The 21,292-nt window shown below is 59.9% G+C and carries 20 protein-coding genes and 1 pseudogene; 10 read left to right on the forward strand and 11 right to left on the reverse strand.

Annotated features, from left to right (window positions below; all coding sequences use genetic code 11):
- Positions 1–282 (forward strand): LuxR C-terminal-related transcriptional regulator (locus AC1DLV_RS28955; protein ID WP_476836321.1); only part of this gene is annotated, 282 nt, incomplete at its 5' end.
- 424 nt (positions 283–706) lie between these two features.
- Here AC1DLV_RS28955 and AC1DLV_RS28960 read toward each other — a convergent pair.
- The 4 genes from AC1DLV_RS28960 to AC1DLV_RS28975 form a co-directional block, all read right to left on the reverse strand.
- Entirely contained in the window at positions 707–1,177 is a 471-nt protein-coding gene (locus AC1DLV_RS28960) for a cupin domain-containing protein (protein ID WP_476803248.1), read from the reverse strand.
- 491 nt (positions 1,178–1,668) lie between these two features.
- The gene (locus tag AC1DLV_RS28965) at positions 1,669–5,841 is read right to left on the reverse strand and encodes a putative Ig domain-containing protein (protein WP_476803249.1); all 4,173 of its coding nucleotides are present in this window, start codon (positions 5,839–5,841) and stop codon (positions 1,669–1,671) included.
- 771 nt (positions 5,842–6,612) lie between these two features.
- Positions 6,613–7,122: an NAD-dependent epimerase/dehydratase family protein gene (locus AC1DLV_RS28970; RefSeq protein WP_476803250.1), complete on the reverse strand. Its 510-nt coding sequence runs from the start codon at positions 7,120–7,122 to the stop codon at positions 6,613–6,615.
- A gap of 342 nt (positions 7,123–7,464) precedes the next feature.
- The gene (locus tag AC1DLV_RS28975) at positions 7,465–7,680 is read right to left on the reverse strand and encodes a hypothetical protein (RefSeq protein WP_476803251.1); all 216 of its coding nucleotides are present in this window, start codon (positions 7,678–7,680) and stop codon (positions 7,465–7,467) included.
- Between the two features lie 230 nt (positions 7,681–7,910).
- Between AC1DLV_RS28975 and AC1DLV_RS28980 the strand changes: the two genes are divergently transcribed.
- The gene (locus AC1DLV_RS28980) at positions 7,911–8,297 is read left to right on the forward strand and encodes a YciI family protein (protein ID WP_476803252.1); all 387 of its coding nucleotides are present in this window, start codon (positions 7,911–7,913) and stop codon (positions 8,295–8,297) included.
- A gap of 222 nt (positions 8,298–8,519) precedes the next feature.
- The gene (locus AC1DLV_RS28985) at positions 8,520–9,155 is read left to right on the forward strand and encodes a glutathione S-transferase family protein (protein WP_476803253.1); all 636 of its coding nucleotides are present in this window, start codon (positions 8,520–8,522) and stop codon (positions 9,153–9,155) included.
- A 1-nt stretch (position 9,156) separates the two neighbouring features.
- Here the strand turns inward: AC1DLV_RS28985 and AC1DLV_RS28990 are convergent, their stop codons facing one another.
- Positions 9,157–9,723 (reverse strand): TetR/AcrR family transcriptional regulator, encoded by a 567-nt coding sequence (locus tag AC1DLV_RS28990; protein WP_476803254.1) that lies wholly within the window; start codon positions 9,721–9,723, stop codon positions 9,157–9,159.
- Positions 9,724–9,790: 67 nt separating this feature from the next.
- Here AC1DLV_RS28990 and AC1DLV_RS28995 point away from each other — a divergent pair, with 67 nt between their 5' ends.
- From AC1DLV_RS28995 to AC1DLV_RS29005, 3 genes are read left to right on the forward strand one after another with little or no spacing between them, the layout of a single operon-like run.
- Entirely contained in the window at positions 9,791–10,168 is a 378-nt protein-coding gene (locus tag AC1DLV_RS28995; protein ID WP_476803255.1) for a nuclear transport factor 2 family protein, read from the forward strand.
- 37 nt (positions 10,169–10,205) lie between these two features.
- Positions 10,206–10,487, forward strand: a complete 282-nt coding sequence (locus AC1DLV_RS29000; RefSeq protein ID WP_476803256.1) for a putative quinol monooxygenase — start codon at positions 10,206–10,208, stop codon at positions 10,485–10,487.
- 23 nt (positions 10,488–10,510) lie between these two features.
- Positions 10,511–10,873, forward strand: coding sequence for a nuclear transport factor 2 family protein (locus AC1DLV_RS29005; RefSeq protein ID WP_476803257.1), 363 nt, complete (start codon positions 10,511–10,513; stop codon positions 10,871–10,873).
- Between the two features lie 231 nt (positions 10,874–11,104).
- Here AC1DLV_RS29005 and AC1DLV_RS29010 read toward each other — a convergent pair whose 3' ends face one another.
- Positions 11,105–11,683 carry a metallophosphoesterase family protein gene (locus tag AC1DLV_RS29010; RefSeq protein WP_476803258.1) on the reverse strand — a complete coding sequence of 193 codons (579 nt, stop codon included), beginning with the start codon at positions 11,681–11,683 and terminating at the stop codon, positions 11,105–11,107.
- 191 nt (positions 11,684–11,874) lie between these two features.
- On the opposite strand from AC1DLV_RS29010, the gene AC1DLV_RS29015 reads away from it, so the two are divergent.
- Positions 11,875–13,353 (forward strand): protein adenylyltransferase SelO, encoded by a 1,479-nt coding sequence (locus AC1DLV_RS29015; protein ID WP_476803259.1) that lies wholly within the window; start codon positions 11,875–11,877, stop codon positions 13,351–13,353.
- Between the two features lie 307 nt (positions 13,354–13,660).
- On the opposite strand, the pseudogene AC1DLV_RS29020 reads toward AC1DLV_RS29015, so the two are convergent.
- The 4 genes and pseudogenes from AC1DLV_RS29020 to AC1DLV_RS29035 all read right to left on the reverse strand — a co-directional run.
- Positions 13,661–13,903, reverse strand: a pseudogene (locus tag AC1DLV_RS29020) (S-(hydroxymethyl)glutathione dehydrogenase); the annotation flags it as partial.
- A gap of 77 nt (positions 13,904–13,980) precedes the next feature.
- The gene (locus AC1DLV_RS29025; protein ID WP_476803260.1) at positions 13,981–14,637 is read right to left on the reverse strand and encodes a hypothetical protein; all 657 of its coding nucleotides are present in this window, start codon (positions 14,635–14,637) and stop codon (positions 13,981–13,983) included.
- A 547-nt stretch (positions 14,638–15,184) separates the two neighbouring features.
- Positions 15,185–16,720: a histidine kinase dimerization/phospho-acceptor domain-containing protein gene (locus tag AC1DLV_RS29030; RefSeq protein WP_476836322.1), complete on the reverse strand. Its 1,536-nt coding sequence runs from the start codon at positions 16,718–16,720 to the stop codon at positions 15,185–15,187.
- On the reverse strand, positions 16,717–17,409 hold the full coding sequence (locus AC1DLV_RS29035; protein WP_476803273.1) for a response regulator transcription factor: 693 nt from the start codon (positions 17,407–17,409) through the stop codon (positions 16,717–16,719). Before AC1DLV_RS29035 ends, AC1DLV_RS29030 begins: the two co-directional genes overlap by 4 nt.
- A 448-nt stretch (positions 17,410–17,857) precedes the next feature.
- Between AC1DLV_RS29035 and AC1DLV_RS29040 the strand changes: the two genes are divergently transcribed.
- The 3 genes from AC1DLV_RS29040 (at position 17,858) to AC1DLV_RS29050 (ending at position 19,940) form a co-directional block, all read left to right on the forward strand.
- A complete protein-coding gene (locus AC1DLV_RS29040) occupies positions 17,858–18,178 on the forward strand; it encodes an SEC-C metal-binding domain-containing protein (protein WP_476803262.1) in 321 nt (106 codons plus the stop codon).
- 103 nt (positions 18,179–18,281) lie between these two features.
- Positions 18,282–18,578, forward strand: a complete 297-nt coding sequence (locus AC1DLV_RS29045) for a helix-turn-helix domain-containing protein (RefSeq protein WP_476803263.1) — start codon at positions 18,282–18,284, stop codon at positions 18,576–18,578.
- A 6-nt stretch (positions 18,579–18,584) separates the two neighbouring features.
- Positions 18,585–19,940 (forward strand): type II toxin-antitoxin system HipA family toxin, encoded by a 1,356-nt coding sequence (locus AC1DLV_RS29050; RefSeq protein ID WP_476803274.1) that lies wholly within the window; start codon positions 18,585–18,587, stop codon positions 19,938–19,940.
- Between the two features lie 296 nt (positions 19,941–20,236).
- On the opposite strand, the gene AC1DLV_RS29055 is transcribed toward AC1DLV_RS29050, so the two are convergent.
- On the reverse strand, positions 20,237–21,088 hold the full coding sequence (locus tag AC1DLV_RS29055) for a hypothetical protein (protein WP_476803264.1): 852 nt from the start codon (positions 21,086–21,088) through the stop codon (positions 20,237–20,239).
- Positions 21,089–21,292 lie beyond the last annotated feature (204 nt).

Below are 21,292 nucleotides of genomic sequence, written 5' to 3' on the forward strand. Positions count from 1 at the left end.
CGGCTTGAAGGACGACTTGAACCCGAACGCGGCCCGACCCTAGGGCAACGAGAAGCCGAGGTTCTCCAGTGGAATGCCCAGGGCAAGACCGCTGGAGAAACAGCGATCATACTGAATGTGTCAAAATTTACAGTTCAAGCCCATCTCCGCCATATCCGTGAAAAGCTCGGAGCAAACAACGTCTCGCGAGCAGTGACAAAAGCAATGGCGCTCGGAGAAATACAGGCAGGAACTGACGAGATTGGGGATAGCGACAGACGCACGGGCAGGGGGTTGCCATGAGGCTTTGCACCGCAACTGTCCGGAAGGCCGCCCAATGAGAACCGCCCGACCATTCGGAGGGAATGACCGCTGCGCCCTCACTGCGGACGAAGTCGCCAAAGGCATTGTTGAGCGTGAGATGCACAACGGGAAACGGGAACACGTCACCTATGGGGTCCTCGACCCCGTGGCTCGTCGCGAACGCGTTTCGACTGCACGAACTCAGAGATTGAGGCTGCAACCAAATTATTAAGGCCCCACCGGCAGACATAAAAGGGCGCCAAAACGGGCAACGCGTGTCCGTCAGTAAGAGCAGATCCGATGAACTGCAGCTGCGCCTTGAGGCATCCAAAAACGCAGCTGTGCGTCGGGCGGCACCGCCGTATCTTTCTCGTCGTTGATGACGACGTGCAGCTACCCGATCCGGCCCCGCCCGATCGGCCGGCTATTGCGTCTTTTGAGGATCGTCTGCCGGATTGACGTACTTGATGCCCCAAGGGCCATTGGTGGTGATTTGGACGACAGTCTCCTGGTCGAAGTAAACGAAATGCGGCGTGCCGGGCGGCAGCGCGAAGAAGCTGCCCGCAGGCAGTGCCTTAGTGGCGCTCCGATCAGCAGTTTCGCCCATTCCAAGATTAGTGGTCCCTGATATGACGGTGACCATCTCATCCGCAGGATGTGTGTGCGGTGGGATCGCATACCCAGACGGAACTTTGAGCCGAAGGGCAAACAAACCTTCCTTAGTCGGATCGCCGAACAAGACCGCCGCTTCTGCTCCGGCAGGAAGCACTTTGGGGGCCGGGGCCCACTTGATATCATTGGGCGCTACCATTGTGTGCGCATCCTCTGCCGAGGCAAGGGAAGCGATGCCGGAGAAACCAATCAGGCCGATCGCAAACGCCGATGCGAGTTTCATGATAACCTCCCTGTGTCGCCGGGCCTTCCACCCTGTTGCGCGCTGGGGCAGGCCCGCGACTGTTCAGAATAAGTCCGGCACCACATCTGAGCAAGCGCTTGATCAAGGCGTGCGACGTGGATGGATACGGAGAATTGGTTCGATAAGGGTTACCCGTATTGGACTTACGTTAGGCGCAACCTGAACTGAAGCTTTGCGCCTTCATGTCGGTCGTTAGAGCTACATCGTCCGACGTCTGAAAACGGACATCGTCCATAACCCAACTAGGCGGCGGCCAGCAAACGTCTCGCCGGCCCGCCTATCTTCGTTTCGCGGCTGTGCCGCGCGCTTCGGCGCCGCTACATCACGAACTATCTGATCGCACGAAGCTCAACGCGGCCGCGGCAGCATCGGGACGACCGTCGGCGACGACCACATGGCGGCAGTTCTCAGTTCGCGGTGACATGCCAACGGCGCTTCCGTCTCATCCTGTCGAAACGGGATTGCGCTCCTCAGAACTGCTTTGCAGCCCGCACGCGTCCACCGGTGGATGTCTCGCTGCCGTCGGCGACGTTGAGCAGCAGGCTCAGGTCCAGCATCCACAGGTCCGCGGTCTGCAAAGAAACCCCAGCCGTCAGTGAGCCGAAGGCTCCCGACCCATCGAGGCCAGAGTAGCCGCCCGTCACGCCCAGCGTCGGTGTCATTTGAGTGCCGTTTTCCAGCGTGAACGACCGCGCGACCTCCGCGCCCAGGCTGACACGGAACTGCTCCTCGTCGAACCCCCTGATATCCACCGTTTCCCCGGCTCCGTTTCGAACCATATAGTCGTCAACGCTTTCGGAGAAATACAGGATACGCAGTTTCGGCGTGAAGGTCGTCGCTTCGTCGATATCCCATTGCCCCTCGAGTGCGGTGTCGGCCAGCCAGCGTGTCGTGTTGAACGTGCCGTCCCAGAACGCTGTGTCGATATCGTTGGATGAGCCGCCGTAACGCAGGCTGGCGTTCCAGAAGATGTTGCGGGCGATCTCGAACGAGGCATAGGGACCCGCAAGCCAGCCGTTGCCGGTCAGTTCTGCATCCACATCGCTTGGGTCGCTCATCCGGTCATAGTGGAAGGACAGACCCACAAGCGCCTTTTCCGTCAGGAGATAGTCGGCGCCGGTATTGATCATCGCGAAGCTGCCCCAGCGACCATCACTGTTATCCCGGTTGTGCACCAGGAAGGTGCCGTCGATCCAGATGTTGAACGGCGAGGACACTGCTGCACTTACGCCGTCGGCATTGTCGCGCGTCGCCTCTATCTGCCGCAGGCTGGTGGAAACGCTCCCCTCCATGCCCTCCTCCGACGGCATCATGCGCGCGGTGACCGGATCGGTCGCCGCTTCTATCTGGCGGCGCTCCAGAAGCCCCGGAACCTTGATGGCCGAGGAGATCATGTTCTGCCGCGTCTCGACGAAGCCACGTACCAATGCATCGATGTCCTCGGCGACCCTGTCCGCATCAAGCGCCAGCCGGTAGGTGACGACCCCGGTATTGGACGTACCGAGCGCGCTGATCAGCCTGTAGCCGACCTGCACCTCGCCGGAATAGGCGGGATCGGGCTTGTATTGCAAATACCAACCGGCAGGGGCTGCGGCAGCACCAACCGCCGCCACCTCGCCGCGAATGATCGTCGCAGTGCCGGCATTCGCCGGCTCGACAAAGGCAAGCTCAGCCCCCGTGAAAGGACCGCCCGTCGCACCGCGGTTGAGGTACACATTTGCAGGCGTCCCACCGGCCGGGACATCCACGATGAGGTTGGCAACCGTGGCTGCCTGTCGCGTCACCTGCAAGGTGAACGTCGCCTCGCCGGTAGCACCAGTGCCATCGCGCACCTGAATGGCAAAGCTATGCGTGCCGGCAGCGTCGACGGAAAGCGGGCCAGTGAGTTCGCCGGTCGAGATGTTCAACACCAGGCCTTTCGGCAAGCTGCCTGAAACGACACTGTAGATCAGCGCCCCCGTTCCGCCCTTTGCGGTGATCGATTGGCGGTAGTCTTCGCCTGCCATCGCTTCATCCAACGCACCGCCTGGCGGGGTGAAGACGAATGTCACCTTGGACGGCTTGATATTCAGCGAATAGCCGGCCGAACCGGTCGTGCCGACAGTATCCGTCGCTGTAACGGTGACGGAAAAATCACCGCTCGCCGTTGGCGTGCCACTGATCGCACCTGTCGAAGCATTGAGGTTCAGGCCGCCGGGAAGTGCGCCGGCCGTCACCGCATAGCCAATGGTCCCCACGCCGCCACTCGCCGAAATCGAAGTGTCCGAATAGGCCACACCGACCGTACCGGCCGAAAGCGCCGAACCGGTTGCTGGTGTCAGCACCACCGACGGCGCGGTGATCGTGATCGAATAGATGGCGGCGGCGGACCCGGCCGTTGCGGCCGTTGCCGTCACCGTGAAGTTCGTCGTCCCAAGCGCCCCGGCTGTTGGCGTGCCCGTTATCGCACCGGTCGATGTGTTGATCGCGAGCCCCGCCGGCACCGAACCGGAGGTGAGGGCATAGGTGATTGTTCCGGCACCGCCCGTCGCCGAAATGGACGTGTTCGAGTAGGAAGAGCCCACCACACCGGCGGTCAGGGCCGTGCCGGTCATCGGCATCAGCACCACCGATGGCGCCACAATTGTTATCGGATAGGTGGCTTGCTCCACGTTGCCGAACATCGACATTACCTCGACGTCGACGCTTGCGGTGCCAACGGCGGCGGCCGTTGGCGTGCCTGTGATCTCGCCCGTTAAAGCGTTAATCGTCAGGCCGTCCGGAAGTCCGCTTGCTGAGAAGGTAACCCCACCCAAGGGGGAACTCGCCGAGATCGACGTGTCCGTATAGGCCGAACCGACAACGCCGCTGGTCAATGCAGTGCCTGACGCCGGCGAGAGATTCAGTGGCGGCCCGACGATCGCGATCTGATAGGTCTCTGCAACCGAGCCGCTTGTCGCGGCAGTCGCCGCAATGGTGAAATTGAACGTGCCGATAGCGGTCGGCGTGCCGCTAATTGCTCCGGTCGACGTATTCATAGTGAGCCCTGGCGGAAACGCACCTGCCGTCAGAGCATAGGTGATGGTTCCCACGCCGCCCGTCGCCGAAATGGTGGTCGAATAGGCGACACCCGCCGTGCCTGATGTCAATGGACCGCCGACCGGGGCCAGGACCAAAGGTGGCGCAGTGATCGTGATCGAATAGCTGGCGGCGGCCGACCCGGCCGTTGCGGCCGTTGCCGTCACCGTGAAGTTCGTCGTTCCAAGTGCCCCGGCTGTCGGCGTACCCGTTATCGCACCTGTCGATGTGTTGAGAGTGAGTCCCGCCGGCACAGAGCCGGAGGTTACGGCATAGGTGATCGCGCCGACACCGCCGGTCGCCGAAATGGACGTATTCGAGTAGGACGAGCCGACCACGCCGGCGGTCAGGGCTGTGCCGGTAGTCGGCGTCAGCACCACGGGGGGCGCCGTCACCGTGATCGAATAGCTGGCGGCGGCCGATCCGGCCGTTGCGGCCGTTGACGTCACCGTGAAGTTCGTCGTTCCAAGTGCCCCGGCTGTCGGCGTACCCGTTATCGCACCGGTTGATGTGTTGAGGGTGAGCCCCGCCGGCACCGAGCCGGAGGTTACGGCATAGGTGATAGTGCCGACACCGCCGGTCGCCGAGATCGATGCGTTGGAGTAGGAGGTACCCACCACGCCGGCCGAAAGCGCTGTGCCGCTTGTCGGCGTCAGCGACACCGGGGGGACGGCATTGATGGTGACGGTAACGTCTTGCAGGAGGAAGTGCACGCCGCCGGTCGAGATGGTGGTGCTGTCCTGGACCTTCAATTTGAAAGTCGAACTGCCGACCGCCGATGGTGTGCCGGACAGGCGACCGCTGCCTGAGAGACTTAAGCCCGGGGGCAGGCTGCCGCTGTCGCGGGTATAGGTGTAATCCGGGGTGCCGCCGCTTGCCGAAAACTGCACGCTGTAGGCCGTGCCGACACCACCGTCCGGCGGGCTGTCAGGCGTCACGTCGATGGCAGGCGCAGCGATGAAGACGCTGTAGGCCTTGTCGAGCGTATTGGCCGTCGGCGTCGCCGAATCGGTCACGCGGACGTTAAAGTTGTAGTGACCCGAGCCGGTCGGCGTGCCGGAGATGACACCGGCGGAGGAAAGGGTGAGGCCGGGCGGCAGATTGCTGCCTGCCACGAGTGAATAGGTATAGGGGCTGGTTCCGCCAGTCGTACTGAGTGCCTGATTATAGGACGTGCCGATCGCCGGCGTGGCAACGCTTGAAGGTGTGACCGTCAGGGGGGAGGTCGAGGGATTGATTGTAATGTTGAATGTAATCGGTACTGCGGAGTCATCCTTGACGATGAACGTGTCGGATGTCGCGCCGTCACCATTGTTGGTGTAGATGAGCGCCGGTATTCCGAAGGTCAGGCTGCCATGGGACGGCAATACGTTGGCCGGCGAATCAAAGCCGAAATCCGCACAACTAAAGGTTGCCGTACCGCCCGAGGTTATGGTTGCCGTCTGTGGGGAGGTGCAAGCCGCCTGAGCCGCCGTTGCCGGCCATAGGACGATCAGCCAGATCAAGACCAGAAACGTCGGGAAAAACGCCAGCTTGGCGCGGTGCCCGCGCGAAAGGCCTGACTTATCAAGCAAATTCTTATACAATATCACGCCCCATGCACACAGAATACCGCGAGGAGGAAAATCCCATATCGCGGCCCGCCCATTCTGCGTCTTCGCCGGTCACTGGCATGAAACACGAGGCAATACAATCCTACGGCGCAGTTGGTGATACACTTCGCTTAAAAAAGGGGAGGGCGGCGATGCGAAAAATGCGGCGTTAGAGGGCTATAGCCTAGACGTAGTGTGATCATCATCGGGCGTGGCGCGCCGGAGAAGATTCAAAACGGTACTACACCGTGGCAACGCCAACGGCTGTGTGGGGTGGTTGCGGTTTGTCGGGTCGTGGCCAGAGAAGTTCGGAGAGCTGCCTGTGGATGTCGCAATATCCCGAACTATGCTCCACATGTTTCCTCAATCTTTGCAGCGAGACAGGTTACTCAGGCTTCCTACTGATGCGCGAACCGGCGGGAAGCACTTCCAAGCTGCGCCGATCCATCTGCGCAAGAACCTCTTCAAACCCAAACTGCGGCACCCAAGCAAGCCGACGTATGGCTTTAACGGAGCAATACACGCGGTCTATGGAGTTCGGCAGGATCCATCCTCGCCGGTCGAATTCGGCAGCAAGGGACGGCGCTCGAAGTCTAATGATGGATGCCGCATCATGCGCGAGGGCATTACAGTCCTGACTGACAAATGGGGTGGCGGCCGAGATAATATAGCGTTGGAAATGCGCTCCTTCGTTGTGCAGGGCCAACATATGGGCGTCTGCAACATCTCGAACGTCGACGCCGCGATGCAGTCTGTATGAAGCCATCACGTCGCACGGTTCTGGAAAACTCCGCGACATTCGCAATACGCGCACATCCAAATTTGGGCACGCCAGGTCTTCCAAGACCGCTCTGCTTCAAGCTTCGTGCGGTGATAGATGCTCTTGGGCTCCGGAGGGGTATTTTCATCGATCCAAGTGCAGCAACCAGAGGCAACGGCGTCGCCATACAAGGCCGTTGTGCTGGTGAAAACCAGTCGTTTCACACCTGAGGCAAGCGCAACTTTTGCGACAAGGCGAGTTCCCTCTACGTTGATACGATAAAACTCCTCATCCGGAGCAAGGCCGACATGGGGTGCGTGCAGCGCGGCCGTATGAACTACCGCATCAGCCCCCTCAAACGCGGATCTCAACAGCCGTTCATCGGCGAAGTCTCCTACAAGATGAGTGGTTGAGAAAGGTGAGCGGTCAATACCAACCACCTCGTTGTCGCTTGCCAAAGCGCTGAAAACAGCGCGCCCAACCCGCCCGGAGCTACCAGTAATCACTATTCGCATATCTTATTTCTCGACGGTCTTTGTCGCAAAAAACCAGTAAGCGACACTTCTACGCTTGATTTCTGCGAAGGCCATAAACGCAGGCCGCTGCTTCAGGATGGACCGCTTTCTGTTCACTATGGCATGTTGTGAACGTCCGCAATTGGCGTCAGCTGCAGAACGACAGCTTATCGCAACTCCCAGCCGCAACCGGACAGTCCGTTCTCCGCCCCAAAGCGGAACGTCCTCTTCGGGGCGGAGAGTCAGGTCTGCGATCGTTCGTTTACTGGCGAGATAGACCCAGTTCCTTCTTGATCAGGCATTTGAAGAACCGTACTCGCAGCGCGAATTGACGTGCGTATTTCAGGTCGAAATCTCAGAGCCTATATGCACGGCGCAGCTGATCACGACCTCTCTCGTTATCGCGCCCCCAAACTGCTTCGGCGTGAAATCGTCCTGCCCGGCAAGAACGTCGACGAACGCTTGCATATCGGCCCTGATCGTCTCGGGCAGGTCGAACGTCGCCTCCGCGCTTAGGAGCTGCAACAGACGCGCAACATCGTTTCGGTGCTTCTTCACGTCCTTTTCGTCGACCTTCTCGCCCTACGCACGACGGCGGCTGAGATCGCCCCAGGCACGCGCCTTGAAATTTCTCGACCACAGCTACCCATCTCTTGCCTGCATAAGCCCTCCGGCATGTATCGCACTATAACCGGTTGCACTATGCAATCGGATTTGCGATGATGACGATGCGATCCAATTGCGCAATCAATCTGGCCGCAGAGTGTCGGACCGTCTGTGAGCTGCCTATGACGCCGCTGTGGCCGAAGCCGCAGGTCAACCCCCTGGAAGGAGACCAGACTATGCCCACGTTCATCACAATTGGATATGGCGACGCTGCCGGCTACCACCGCACACCCCAATCTGTCAGGGACGCTGCCCATTTACAGGACGCAAAACTGCGGTCCGAAGGCGCAGTGATAGGGATAGCCGGCACACCGGTGCAGGTCCGCAATCCAGAGGCCCGCGACATGGAAACGCGCGATGGACCGTTCATGTCGTCGGCCTTGCCTATTGCGGGGTTTGCCATCATCGAGGCCCCCGATCTGGCCGCCGCCATCGAGAAGGTTTCGCACGTGCCCTGTGCGGTGGCGCATGGCGTCGTTGAAGTTTGGCCATTGAAAGAGACAAGCTGATCTGGACAGCAGCTTGCTAGCAAGCTGCTGTTGCGAAAATCGCGAAACCTGGGACAGGTATGAGCCGCATCGTCTTTCTGGTCATGCGTCTGCCAAGACTTCGGCCGGCGGCAGCAATGTGCGCTCCAGCGATGTATTTCAAGGTACATGTCGGTTTCCGGCAATCTCATTCGTCATCATTCTGTGGGCCAACGCATGGGATCAAGCATGGAGACAGACGCAATGACCGGCACCATTACCGTCTTTGAACGGTCGCTTGATGGCGGCAAAGGACTGGCGCGAGATACACGTGTGCGCTGGGCACTTGAAGAAGTGGGCCAGCCTTACGAAGTTCGCTTGGTTTCTTTCGCCGAGATGAAGAAGCCCGCGCATCTCGCTCTTCATCCTTTCGGCCAGATACCCACCTATGAAGAAGGCGATCTTACCTTGTTTGAGACAGGCGCGATCGTCTTCCACATTGCGGAACAGCATGCTGGTCTGCTGCCCAAAGTGGCAAATGCCCGGGCGCGCGCTATCACGTGGATGTTTGCCGCCCTCAACACCGTAGAGCCGCCGATCCTCGACCTTGTTACTGCCAGAATAGTTGAGGGCAACAGGTCTTGGAGCCAGGAGCGCCTGCCGCTGGTTATTAAGCGCATCCGTCCCCGGCTGGAACAACTGTCCACTCGCCTGGGCGATGCCGATTGGCTCGACGGCGCATTCAGCGCGGGCGACCTGTTGATGGTGTCGGTGCTGCTCCGATTGAGAATGTCGGGCATCTTGGACGAATATCCGAACCTAGCCGCTTACGTCGCTCGCGGCGAAGCCCGACCGACCTATCGTCGAGCTTTCGCCGCGCAACTGGCGATCAACGCTTGATTCAACGCCGGACCAGCAACCTATCTAGCGTTTCGGCGACAAGAGCGGGAACGCCCTTGGGGTCATCAAGATATGCCGTCTCGAGCAGACCGTCCGAGAGAGCGACGAGCAACGAAGCGGTGACGGAAGGGTTCGCATCGCCATCGGCCGCAAGAAGCCTCTGGAGATAGTCATGATGCCACGCGCGGCGCGTTTTAATGGCCTGCCGCACGGGGCTGGTCGGATCGGGATACTCGGCCGCCGCGTTGAGAAACGGACACCCACGCCAACTTCCCGCGACCACGGCCTCGCTGATGCGCCCCATGATAGCCACGATCATCGCGCGCGGCGGTTGCTCGGGGAGCGCTGATACGGCGTCCCGCCCAAGCTGATCCTGCTCCTCGATATAGGCGAGGACGAGATCATCCTTCGACGGGAAGTGATTGTAGAACGTCGCCTTGGCCACGCCCGCCTCCGCGATGATGCGATCGATGCCGACTGCACGAATGCCCTCTGTGTAGAAGAGATGGGTAGCGGTATCGAGCAGGCGGCGGCGTGCGGTGCTTGCTCCAGAAACGGTCTTGTTCATATGCTTGACTATAACAGACAGGTCTGTATATTTCAAGCAGACAGACCTGTCTGTCTAGGAGAGAGTTATGCTGACGAGCGAGACAACCGAGATTATGCGCCGGTTCAATCAGGCGTTCCGCGATCATGAGCCCGCGATCCTCAAAGACCTGATCGCACCGGAATGCGTCATGGAGTCGATTCAGCCTGCACCCAATGGAACGAGATACGAAGGCTATGACGCCTGCCTCGCGTTCTGGGAGGCCCTGGCCAAAGACCCGGTTGCCCATTTCGACGTCGAAGACACTATCGCAATGGGCGACCGCGCCATCATCCGTTGGCGTTTCAACTTTGGCTCCGGGGACTCGGTCCGGGGCGTCAACCTGATGCACGTCCGTGATGGCCTAATCATCGAGGCGCTGGGTTACTCAAAAATCGCCGGCCAGTCTGCGCCGCTACCTGAATGACAGCAACAACCCACCGGCGTTTCAAGGAGGAAAGCTCATGATTATCATCGCTGGCTACACCCGGACCGACGCTGAAAAGCGGGATGACGCCGTGAAAGCCTTTAGTGGAATGGTCGAACGCGCGAGGGCATATGAAGGCTGTATCGACTTCTCCATAAGCGCGGACGCGGTCGATCCGGAGCGCGTCAATCTCTTCGAATGCTGGTGTGACCAGACCGCGCTGGACGCCTGGCGCAAGGTCGCGAAGAGGCCGAAGGGAAGACCCCGGGAGGTGGCCGTAAGCCTCTATCGCACCGAGAAGGCCGAAGAACCTTTCTAACCCCTGATCTCAAGAGGTGAAAAATGAACACAGACAGCAAGACCACGCGCGAAATCATAGATCGGTTCAATAATGCGTTCAAAAAGCATCGCCCGGAGGACCTGGATGACCTGATCGGCGAGAGCTGTTTTCTCGAAAATACGGCTCCCGCTCCGGATGGCGCGCGCTACGAGGGACGCGATGCCTGCCTCGCTTTCTGGAAAGGGATCGCATCCTCCGCGAACCTTGACTTCGAAACCGAAGAAATCTGGACCAGCGAGGATCGCGGGATTGTTCGCTGGCAGCTTCGTTGGAGCGAGAGTGACCCGGACCGGGTTCGAGGGGTAAACATCATGCGCATCCGGGACGGAAAGATCGTTGAGGGTCTAGGATACGTGAAGGGATAGAGGTATGCCCTACCTCAGGGCTTCGTGGGCGTCTTGCAGGATTCAGGCGGCTGCCGCAAAAGTTCCGATACCGGCGACCTGCTCCTACCACAATCTATGCCCGGTTTGCGGATAAGCGATCAGCTAATGAATGTCTTGGAAGAGGTCGGTTGCCGAATGGCAGCTATCCGCCGAGCTCGCTCCGATAGCGGACCGACCGCTGCCTGCCCCTTGTCTGACATGCTGACGGCTTTAGTGAAGATCTGAGGCAATCTCGTAAATCTTGGGCACCAATCGCCCGTGGATGATCTGGACCATTGCCAAGGTGATGGGCAGCCTGAACCTGCGCGGGCCTGCACTGCCCGGGTTGAGATAAATAGCGTCATCGCGGCTCTCGATACTGGCACGATGAGAATGACCAGAAATCACGAGATTGATGCCCATCATGGCTGGAGCAAACGTCATATCCTTTCGGTCGTGGATCACGAATATCTTCTGTCCGAAAAGCGTCACTTGAAGGATATCTGGCAACATAGACGCCCACGGCTCGACATCGACATTGCCGCGAATTGCCGACACTGGCGCAACACGTTCCAATCTCTCAATGATGGTGGGGTTTCCAATGTCGCCCGCATGGACGATGTGGTCGACGCCTTGGAGAAGCGCAACAGCGTCCTCACGCAGAAGGCCGTGAGTATCTGAGATCACGCCGAGAGTGTTCATAGAGCCCACAACTATCAGTCCTAGCTGGCACTGGCGAGAAATGCTGACTTCGGAGTCGTTGGTCTGCGCTTGGGGACCCAGAACGAGGACTACGTCAAGAGTACGCATCAGACCCTCGGCCGCTCGCTTCCTTCTAGATATGGAATGACGCTACGGTGATAACTGACAGCAGCTTCCTGGCTGGACGTCCAATATCAGAAACTTCGATTGGGTTGCGACCCAACAGCCCCTCTCAAATTGTTGGCTCGCGACCCGCGGCATCCCTATTTACTGGTAACCTGAACAAGCCCCGAGATGTCATGCGCAGTCCCCGGTTCCGACACACATATGCGGCCGACCTCCCCGAACGGCTTTACGCCCGTCCGGATCCATCCTCGGTTTCGACACCGCGTCTGCTTGAACTGAATGAAACACTGGCGGCGGAACTAGGCCTCGACATCGGCTGGTTGCGTAGTCCTGACGGTATCGAAATGCTGGCCGGAAGCCGCTTCCCCGCTGACGTGCGCCCCATCGCCCAGGCCTATGCGGGTCACCAGTTCGGCAACTTCGTGCCGCAGCTTGGCGACGGTCGTGCTGTCCTCGTCGGAGAGTTGCTCGATGGCAGCGGCCAATTGCGCGACGTTCAATTGAAGGGCTCCGGTCCGACCCGGTTTTCCCGCAATGGCGATGGGCGCGCAGCGCTCGGACCGATGATGCGCGAGTACATCGTCAGCGAGGCGATGCACGCACTCGGGATCCCAACCACGCGTACCCTATCGCTGGTTGCCACTGGCGAGCACGTCTACCGCGAAACCAGGCTTCCCGGAGCGCTGATAGCGCGCGTTGCCGCCAGCCACATCCGCGTCGGCACGTTCCAGTACCTTGCCGTGCGGGAAGACATCGACGGCCTGAGGGCGTTGGCGGACTACGCAATTGCGCGGCACTATCCGCATCTCGCCGAAGTCCCCCGTCGCTACCTTGGCTTCCTCAACGCCGTTGTAGCAGCGCAGGCGAAGCTGGTGGCACAATGGATGCTGGTCGGCTTTGTCCATGGCGTCCTCAATACCGACAACGTCGCAATTTCTGGCGAGACGATCGATTATGGTCCATGTGCGTTCATGGACGCCTATCATCCGGCGACTGTGTTCAGTTCCATCGACCATCAAGGCCGCTACGCGTTTGCAAACCAGCCCCGCATCACCGTCTGGAACCTGGCGCGACTGGCCGAAGCGCTGCTGCCCATTCTGGGAAGCGAAGCAGGTGGAGACGATGACGGCTTTGAGCAGGCGAAAGCGGCGATCGGATCGTTCCAGGCACGCTACGAGGCTGCGTTTCATGAAGGCATTCGCCACAAGATCGGGCTGCTTACCGAACAGCCGGGCGACCTTGATCTTGCTGCCGAACTGCTTGACCTGATGGCGCGCAACGGGGCGGATTTCACCCTTACATTTCGCGATCTCGCTCATGAGGTCGACGGCTCCGGCCGAGTACGCAACCACTTCATCGACCCAACTGCTTTCGATAGCTGGGCTTCGCGCTGGCGCGAACGGCTGGCTCTCGAGCCGGAGAATGCAGCCGACCGCACTGCTCGGATGCGCGCGGTGAACCCGAAGTACATAGCACGCAATCACCGTGTCGAAGCCGCCATCGCCGCCGCCACCGATGAAGGCGATTTTGGCCCTTTCCAGAGCTTGCTCGCCGTCCTGGCGCGCCCTTTCGACGAGCAGCCCGAGATGGAGGAATACGCGCGACCACCAGCAGACGAAGAGCGCGTCCTGCAGACATTCTGCGGTACGTAATTGCGACTACCGTACAGGTGCCGAATGAGATGGGTTTCTGTCTGATCGTTTAACCATGCATGGTTCGGCGAGAATGGGGTGGGGGAGAGGAATGGCAGCTATTGCTGTCTGTGAGGCGGAAGCCGTCTCTGGGATCGACGCGCTTTTTTGCCGGCAGCTATCCCACATCAGAGGTTCGAAACCAGACTGTCTGCTGTCGGCCCACTGCCGCCCTCTACTGCTTTGAACGTTTCTGACGCGATCTTGCGTCTGCGATTGGCATCACTGATGTTGAACCGGCGAAGCGATCTCTGCGGCAGCGATACTACAGGCCGAAGCCGCTGATGCCGAAGACCGCGACATTGGAGCCGGGCCTAACGTAGCGGTGTAGAGCACCGCGCCAATGCCCGAGGTGACGCCGCAGCCGACGTAGCAGATCTTGTCGAAGGGGCGTCCTAACGCAGCTTGGTGATCGCAATCTCTGGCAGGACTGTGAAAATTGGAGAAGTTCGAGCAGCCCAAATAGTGCGCCGTCACAAGAGAAGCGCGGCATCTTGTCAGGCATCGAGCCCAGGCGACGAAATGCGCCGGCACCGCACCTGTCATTGCGACGCCGGCCTCTGCCATCACGGCCTGGGATCTGCCACGTCAGCCTTTCTTTGCCGAGAAGCAAGGCAGGACGTCCTCCTCGAAATATGGCTCCTGATTGACCCAGAACATGTAGCTAACCTTGAGGAAATCCTGCGCAAAGGCGTGAAGGCTTGGCACCAGGTTCACCCGCTTCGCCACGACACTCGTCGAGCCTGTCTCGCCGATATAGTTGCCGTCCTGCACCGCAATACCGAGCGGCACGGTGAACTTGCCTTCATGCATCATCGCCAGGGCATGGTTGAGCTGGCCCTTTTTCTGGTACATGAGATCGGGAGCCCCCATGCCGACGCCGATCTTGTCGCCAAACCCATAAATCCCGCGCAGATATCCCTTGTCCTCCCAGGGCAGCCATTCGCCGGGCATGAAGTTCGCGTAGAGCATGGTGGTCGAGGTCGGGAAGGCAGCTTTCATGGCCTGCATGTTGGTCTTGAGCGCTGCCACATATTTGTCCGGGGTAAAGGTCGAATCCGTTTCCGGCGAAACGCCGATTGCCGTTTCCTGGAGGTTGATGCCTTCGATCACGCCGTCGAACTGTTTGCCGAGTGCCGCAAGCAGTGCCGCAAAGCGCGCCTGAACCTTGGCGTTCCAGCGCTTGGCAACCCATCCTTCGATTGCTCCGTTCGTCGGTATGTTGCGCGGTGACGCCGCCGTCATAGTCCCCATTCAAAAGATAGTCGGGCACCGGCTTGTATTCGGGCGAGAACGACGCTTCCTGCAACTGGATGAAGAGCCGCTTGCCGTGCTTGGCGAGATAGTCGACGTCGGACTGGATCAGCGAGAAATCGTAGTGTCCTTCAGTCGGCTCAAGCTGGCGCCACGAATACATGATCTGCGCACCGACGAAGCGGTCGCTGGTCAAAAAGACATGGTCGCGGATCGCATCGCGATCCCGGCTGAAATAGACGAAATGTTCAATCTTGTCCGCCGCCAGTGGACATGTGGCGCCCGTGTATTGCTTGTAGGCGTTCTCGTATCGATTGGCGGGATTGTCCCATGCCATGGCGGATGTGGCGGCAATCGCAGCACCAAGCGTTACGACAGCGCCAAGAAGACGTTTCAACTTCATAGGTCTACCCTTGAGTGGATCGGGGCCAGCAGGCCCGTTTGCCCTCAATTGTCTAGTTTTCGGACGGCGCGCTTTCGACCTCGAAGTGGTGCAACTCGCGTGCAGATTCTGTGCAGGGCGAGCCTCCGACCGGAGCTAGCCGAATTCGATCTCGAAAATGGCACCGCCCGGAGCGGCAACCGGCGTCAGCCGCGCGCCATAAAGGTCCAGTATGGCCACCACGATGGCCAGGCCGAGGCCCGTCCCGCCATCTTCCCGGCGCGTGGTGAAGAAAGGTTCGGTCAACCGGCCAAGATCGATGTCGGCAAATCCCTCGCCATTGTCCGAAAGCCGGAGAGTGCGTCCATCCCAATTGAGGTCGAGCCTGGTCGCCCGGTGGTGGCGTGCATTCTGGGCCATGTGCGCCAGTATTGTTTGTCCATGCGCGACCGACAAAGGCAGGATCGCATCGGGGGGAGCCAGGCTGATACCGAGGCCGGCAATCTCGGGCAGCATGTTCCTCGCCGGGCCAGGTTCGCCACGCGTACCCTCGCGCGACTTTGTCATGTCGCGGAGCTGGTGGAGCAGCAAGTCCATCCGCCCCCCCTGGGTCTTGATGGTGCCTATCAGCCTTTGCTGCGCATCATCGGACAGGTGGCCGTCCTCGAGAAGCTCGGCAGCTCCCATGATCGAGGTAACAGGCGATTTGAGCTCGTGGGTAACGTGGTTGGTGTAGATGCTGATTTCCTTGCTGCGCCGCGACAGCGTGCTGGCCATGGTGATGACGGCCTCGCCAAGTTCGGCGATCTCCCGCATGCCGTAATGGCCAAGCGGAGCAAGCTCGGAATGGCCACCATCGGTAACGATTCTCGACTGGTCGCGCAAGGCGCGGATCGGACGGAGCACCGTCCGCACCAGCAGCGTTCCCACGACAGCGGCGCTCAACAGCGTCACGGCGACAAGGACGATGACGGCGATGCGTTCCCCGGCAAAATACTCCGTCAGCCCGGGAGCGGTCCTCGACAAGTAGACCGCGCCGATAACCCTGTTGTGGCTGATGACAGGATAGGCAACCATCACCCTGAACCCTGTCCCGCCACCAAGCGCAGCCAGCCGAAACCGCGTACCTGCGTCACTCCGCCAGCGCAGTGCGGCCCCGACATCGCCTTGCAGAGCCTGCTGGACCTCCGGCACCGCGGCAAAACTCGCCGGCTCGCCAGCGAGCAGGTCAATCCCTTGATGATCCAGGAAAACGACCGTCGAAAGCGTTGTCCGGCTGGCATTGTCAGCCAGGGCACCCAGCCCCGGCGCAATCCTGAGATATCGCGGATCGAGTTGCTCGGTGGTGGGCACAGGATCGGGGCGGACAGGGTCGACGACATCCTGACGAAGGTTCAGGAGTGGTCGAAAGGTTCGTGACGTAGCACTCCAGAAAATGCGCTTGGGTGGCGGCAGATAGTATCCAGGTATCGGCCCTCCTGTTTCGGGCGGTCCGGCTTCGAAAGTGACGGCATAGGCGCCGGCATAGATCGCCGCTTGCTTGATCAGCGAAGCCTCCGTCTCGTTGACGAGCCGGTTTGTTCCGATCTTCAACGCCAGTGTCGTCAGGACCGGCACCGCAAGCAGGCTTGCACAGACGATCGACACCACCAGCGGCATGGACGGCCGCCATTTCCGGGTGATCTGGCTCACGCGATGTCGGGCCCAGCGACACAATTGCCAAGCCGCAAGCCCACCCCTCTCACCGTTTCGATCACATTAGAGTAACCAATTGCCGCGGCCTTGGCGCGGATGTTGCGGACGTGGCTGTCCACCGTGCGTCCTGACAAGGTGTTGTTCCCGCCATAGGCCTTGTCGATCATCGCCCCTCGGCCGACGACGATCCCCGGCCGGGCCGACAGGATTTCCAGCACCGAAAATTCCGTTGCCGTCAGCGGCAGATCCTTGCCGGCAAGCGAGCAGACGTGGCGTTCGCTGTCGAGACTGAGGTCGCCGTGCCTCGTGATGTCGCCCGCCTGCTTGCCTCGTGCCAGTATGGCTTTGATCCGCAGCAGCAGTTCGCGCGGCGAGAACGGCTTGCTGACATAATCGTCCGCCCCAAGCTCGAACCCCACGATCCGGTCGACCTCGTCGTCATGCGCGGTCAGGAAGACAATCGGAACATGTGAGCCGGCGCGGATGGCCTTGCAGCATTCGACCCCGTCCATGACAGGCATTCCAATGTCCAGCACCACCAGGTCGGCATGGTGGTGTCGCAACTGCTCCAGAGCCAGGCGCCCATTGGCCGCCTGCTGGACATGCATTCCTGCCCTTTCCAGTGCGATGCCGATCACGTTGCGGATGTCCGGGTCGTCATCGACAACGAGAATGCTGGGGTTCATAGCGCGATCACCAAGGAGACATGCGACCAGATGGCCGAAACCAGCATCTTCTATCGAAGCGGGCGGCAACAAGCCAAGACTTGGTTGCGAGCCAAGACCGGGACTGTCCGGCAACTTCGAATACAAAAGCGCGAAGATGATGGCGCTTCCGCGCGGGCTTTGTAGCCTTCGGCCTGAAAATAGCCCGCGCGTTCCGTCGCGTGGCTCGGCTTTTCATTAACATCATTTCACAAGTCGGCTCACGACTTCTACACCCCGGCCGACACCGATTCACTTCTCACCGCTAAGTTTGCGGAGATGGCGCGGAAATCCAACCTCCTGGGTATTGCGTCGCGGGAACCGGCATCAAGCTGGACGTTTCCCCACCCAAATAGACCCACAGGAGATATGAAAGTCCCACTCGACGCCGCTCCCGCATGCCCAGCCTCCGGCCGCTCAACTACCAAAAATGTCTCGGATCGGGCGCGAACCAGGCCGCAATGATCCCTGTCCGTGTCAGAGCGTGCTGAGATACAAGAAGTGTCATGGTTTAGCTGAACGCCGCGATTGGACAATCGTCTGCGGCGACCTTAGGCGCTACAACTCTAACGTCCGCTATCGGCGTCACCACCCCAAAAACACTCCGTCAGCTCCCGGCCCCAACAACGTCGTTCCAGGTCTCGACCAACGCGCGGTCATTCTCAACGATCTCGTCGAGTGGGTGATCGCACATGCCGATGATGTTTGCGTAGCCGCAATGAGTTTATATAGGATCATACATGACGATTAGCGATATAGGATCCTATATGGCGATTGATTGATATATGAACGTATATTGACCTTCGCAATATGGGAGCGTATATCCGGTTCACTCATACAGAAGCGTATACGCCATGAAGATCAGAACGGCTCGCGACATTGGTATCCTGATCAAGGAGGCCCGCACCCGGCGCGGCCTGTCACAGGCTGCCTTGGCCAAGATGATCAACACTACGCAGACGTGGGTATCGTGGATCGAGAACGGCAAACCCAGCGCCGAGATCGGCAACGTGCTGCTAGCGCTGACCACGCTTGGTGTGGAGCTGGACTTTCAGATCCTGTCGGCGCCGTCGTCGGCTGCCGTTCATCAACACAGTGCCGATGAACGGCATGTCGACGATGGCGACGACGAGATTCCCTATAAGCTCTAGGTGACGATGATCATGGTGAACCCGATCGACACTCTCGACGTCTACATCGCCGGCAGACCGGTTGGGGGACTCCACCACCTGCAGGGCGGCAAGCTTTCGTTCTCCTATCACGAGGCATGGATGGAGGGCCGGGTCGCGATCCCGCTCTCCCTATCCATGCCCACGATTACGAGGACCTACAAGGGCAAGGTCGTCGAGGCATTCCTCTGGGGCCTGTTGCCGGATAATGAGCAGACCCTTGCCAGATGGGCGCAGAGGTTCCAGGTCTCTGCCCGAAACCCGTTTGCTCTGCTCAAGAATGTCGGCCGCGACTGCGCCGGCGCCGTTCAGTTCCTTCCGCACGGCGACCAGGTTTCCCGCGGCGAGGACGTGGAGTTGCTCACCGAGGCGCAGATCGGCGACCGCCTGCGCGACCTGCGCAGGGATAGTGCAGCTACCCGGCGAATCGGCGATCCCGGTCAGTTCAGTCTCGCTGGTGCGCAGGCGAAGACGGCGTTCCATTTCGACAAGCGCAGCAATCGCTGGGGGATCCCTCGAGGCGACACGCCCACGACCCACATTTTCAAGCCGCCTATGCCACATTTGCACGGGCATACCGAGAACGAGCATTTCTGCCTGGAGCTTGCGCGCAAGCTCGGCATGGACGCTGCACATAGCCAGGTTCTCGACTTCGCAGGCGAAAAGGCGATCGTTCTCGAGCGCTATGACCGCCGCAACATCGATGGCAAGACCATCCGCATCCATCAGGAGGACATGTGCCAGGCTCTGTCGGTGATGCCGACGCTCAAGTATGAGAACCAGGGTGGGCCGGGTATCACGACTATCTCCAACAAGGTGCTGTCGGCCTCCCTAGACCCCGTCCGCGATCGTCAGACCTTCATGGCCGCGAACGTCTTCAACTGGATCATCGCTGGCACGGACGCACATGCAAAGAACTACTCGATGCTGCTCGGTGCTCAGGGCGAGGCCCGCCTAGCGCCACTCTACGACATCTCCTCCATTCTGCCGCACCTCGGCGAGGGAGAGATCCAGGCTGAGATGCGCGACCTCAAGCTGGCGATGAAGATCGACCGGGTCTACCTGATCGACGAGATCATGCCGCGCCACTGGGAGCGCTGTGCGTCCTCGGCCAAGGGTGGAGGCGAGTACACGATGCGGACGATCCGCCATCAGCTCGCGGTGATGCCCGATATGGCATCGGAGTGCGCCCACGAGCTTCGCCGGGAGGAAATCAGCCATGAGATCGTTGATCGCCTCGTCGACGTAATCGCGACGCGCATCAAGGGCCTGTCCCGAATCTACGGAGAGGAAGCCGCTGCGAGGTCCGTGGAGGTTGTGGAGGCAAAAATCGGCCGGGGATAGATGTCGGCCCGAGTTGCCGCAACTACGCGCAAAAAGTAGGTCACGCGGAAGCTGCCATGTAACGGTGACGGCCATAACTCGCTACACGCCACCTGGACGCAGAGGGTCGGCGCGCTTCATCGTGCATTCGAGCCGATTCGGCCACCTACCTTCTGACTGGCAGAAATCTAACGCTCGGTACCTGATGGGGGAAGACGTCTTCCGACACCGTTGCGGACCTTCCCGCACAGAGGCCAATTGAGTCCTGACCCGAGACGGTCGTTCCGCCCGGTTAGCCGTGGGCATGAAGCAGAACGTCAGTGCGTAATCGGGGTGAGTGTCAGCACTTCGCTGTTGGTCTTGCAGGAATTCCCTGCGATGCAGCCCGTCGTGGTTTGCTGGATCGTCATGGTGAAACTGTTGCCGGACGGACTGATAGTATAGGTGCCGCTGCCAGCGCCCGAAACACCGCTTCCGGCAAGCACATAGTCCACCGTCCCGCCCGCCCGCGAGGTCGGCGAGTATACGAAATTCGCAGTGCCACCGGGAAACTTGCCAACCACCTCGAACGGCTCATCCAGCTTCATCACGGTCCCGGTCACCACGATCCGCGCGCCGCCGCCGGTGACTGTCCAGGGGCCGGGGCAAATCTTGTCTAGCACGTGTTCGGCAATTCGGGCAGCCTCGTCCAGCACGGCATCGTCCTTGGCAAAGCCGGTGAAGCTGTCAACAAGCGCGCCGCCGGGATTGGTTCTGATCTCAATAGTCCAATCGGCTTTCCCGGCGCCGAACGTGATGCTGCCGCCAATCAAATAATCTGCTGTGATAGTGCCCAGTTTCCTCATCGCAGTGGCCTGGTCAACATACTCCGTCTGCTGAAACCGCTGTTCCTTGTTCACCTCCTCGATCCGCCGCCATTCGACGACCCGTCCGGCGCACCAGGCAAACTCCCCGCCGTCGCCCAGCATGGTGACGGCAGCGTGCACAATAGCTTCGCTCAGACCATTGCCGGTAAACTCCTGACCGGGATAGTTGTCGGTAGTGATTGTGCCGACAGCTAGCACCACATCGGCTTGTTGCGCTGTTGCGATCTCCGGTGAAAGCGTGGCGAGCCAGAGCGGGCAAAGCACAGGCACAAAACGCAGCGCCAGTGACCGAACTAGCAGCATGATGCCCCCCCCACATGGTTCATGCGTTCACACTCCTCCAGTCACTATGGGCTGTCCAATGAAATCTCAGGCGCGGGGTGGTGGAACGACTGCTTCGTCCAGGTTCACCTCAACATCCAACCGATCAACAAAAACTTCGGATCGTCAGCGTTGAAACCCGGTGAATGTCCGTCCTTGGCGCCAAAAGCGTCTCAGGTACGTATT

This window comes from Aminobacter sp. 01T433, assembly GCF_056398585.1.

Excerpts from the sequence above, each read along its gene's own strand:
- AC1DLV_RS28960 (WP_476803248.1), bottom strand. The coding sequence starts at position 1,177 with ATGAAACTCGCATCGGCGTTTGCGATCGGCCTGATTGGTTTCTCCGGC.
- AC1DLV_RS28970 (WP_476803250.1), bottom strand. The coding sequence starts at position 7,122 with ATGCGAATAGTGATTACTGGTAGCTCCGGGCGGGTTGGGCGCGCTGTT.
- AC1DLV_RS28980 (WP_476803252.1), top strand. The coding sequence starts at position 7,911 with ATGACGCCGCTGTGGCCGAAGCCGCAGGTCAACCCCCTGGAAGGAGAC.
- AC1DLV_RS28985 (WP_476803253.1), top strand. The coding sequence starts at position 8,520 with ATGACCGGCACCATTACCGTCTTTGAACGGTCGCTTGATGGCGGCAAA.
- AC1DLV_RS28990 (WP_476803254.1), bottom strand. The coding sequence starts at position 9,723 with ATGAACAAGACCGTTTCTGGAGCAAGCACCGCACGCCGCCGCCTGCTC.
- AC1DLV_RS28995 (WP_476803255.1), top strand. The coding sequence starts at position 9,791 with ATGCTGACGAGCGAGACAACCGAGATTATGCGCCGGTTCAATCAGGCG.
- AC1DLV_RS29000 (WP_476803256.1), top strand. The coding sequence starts at position 10,206 with ATGATTATCATCGCTGGCTACACCCGGACCGACGCTGAAAAGCGGGAT.
- AC1DLV_RS29005 (WP_476803257.1), top strand. The coding sequence starts at position 10,511 with ATGAACACAGACAGCAAGACCACGCGCGAAATCATAGATCGGTTCAAT.
- AC1DLV_RS29010 (WP_476803258.1), bottom strand. The coding sequence starts at position 11,683 with ATGCGTACTCTTGACGTAGTCCTCGTTCTGGGTCCCCAAGCGCAGACC.
- AC1DLV_RS29015 (WP_476803259.1), top strand. The coding sequence starts at position 11,875 with ATGCGCAGTCCCCGGTTCCGACACACATATGCGGCCGACCTCCCCGAA.
- AC1DLV_RS29025 (WP_476803260.1), bottom strand. The coding sequence starts at position 14,637 with ATGACGGCGGCGTCACCGCGCAACATACCGACGAACGGAGCAATCGAA.
- AC1DLV_RS29035 (WP_476803273.1), bottom strand. The coding sequence starts at position 17,409 with ATGAACCCCAGCATTCTCGTTGTCGATGACGACCCGGACATCCGCAAC.
- AC1DLV_RS29040 (WP_476803262.1), top strand. The coding sequence starts at position 17,858 with ATGTCTCGGATCGGGCGCGAACCAGGCCGCAATGATCCCTGTCCGTGT.
- AC1DLV_RS29045 (WP_476803263.1), top strand. The coding sequence starts at position 18,282 with ATGAAGATCAGAACGGCTCGCGACATTGGTATCCTGATCAAGGAGGCC.
- AC1DLV_RS29050 (WP_476803274.1), top strand. The coding sequence starts at position 18,585 with ATGATCATGGTGAACCCGATCGACACTCTCGACGTCTACATCGCCGGC.
- AC1DLV_RS29055 (WP_476803264.1), bottom strand. The coding sequence starts at position 21,088 with ATGCTGCTAGTTCGGTCACTGGCGCTGCGTTTTGTGCCTGTGCTTTGC.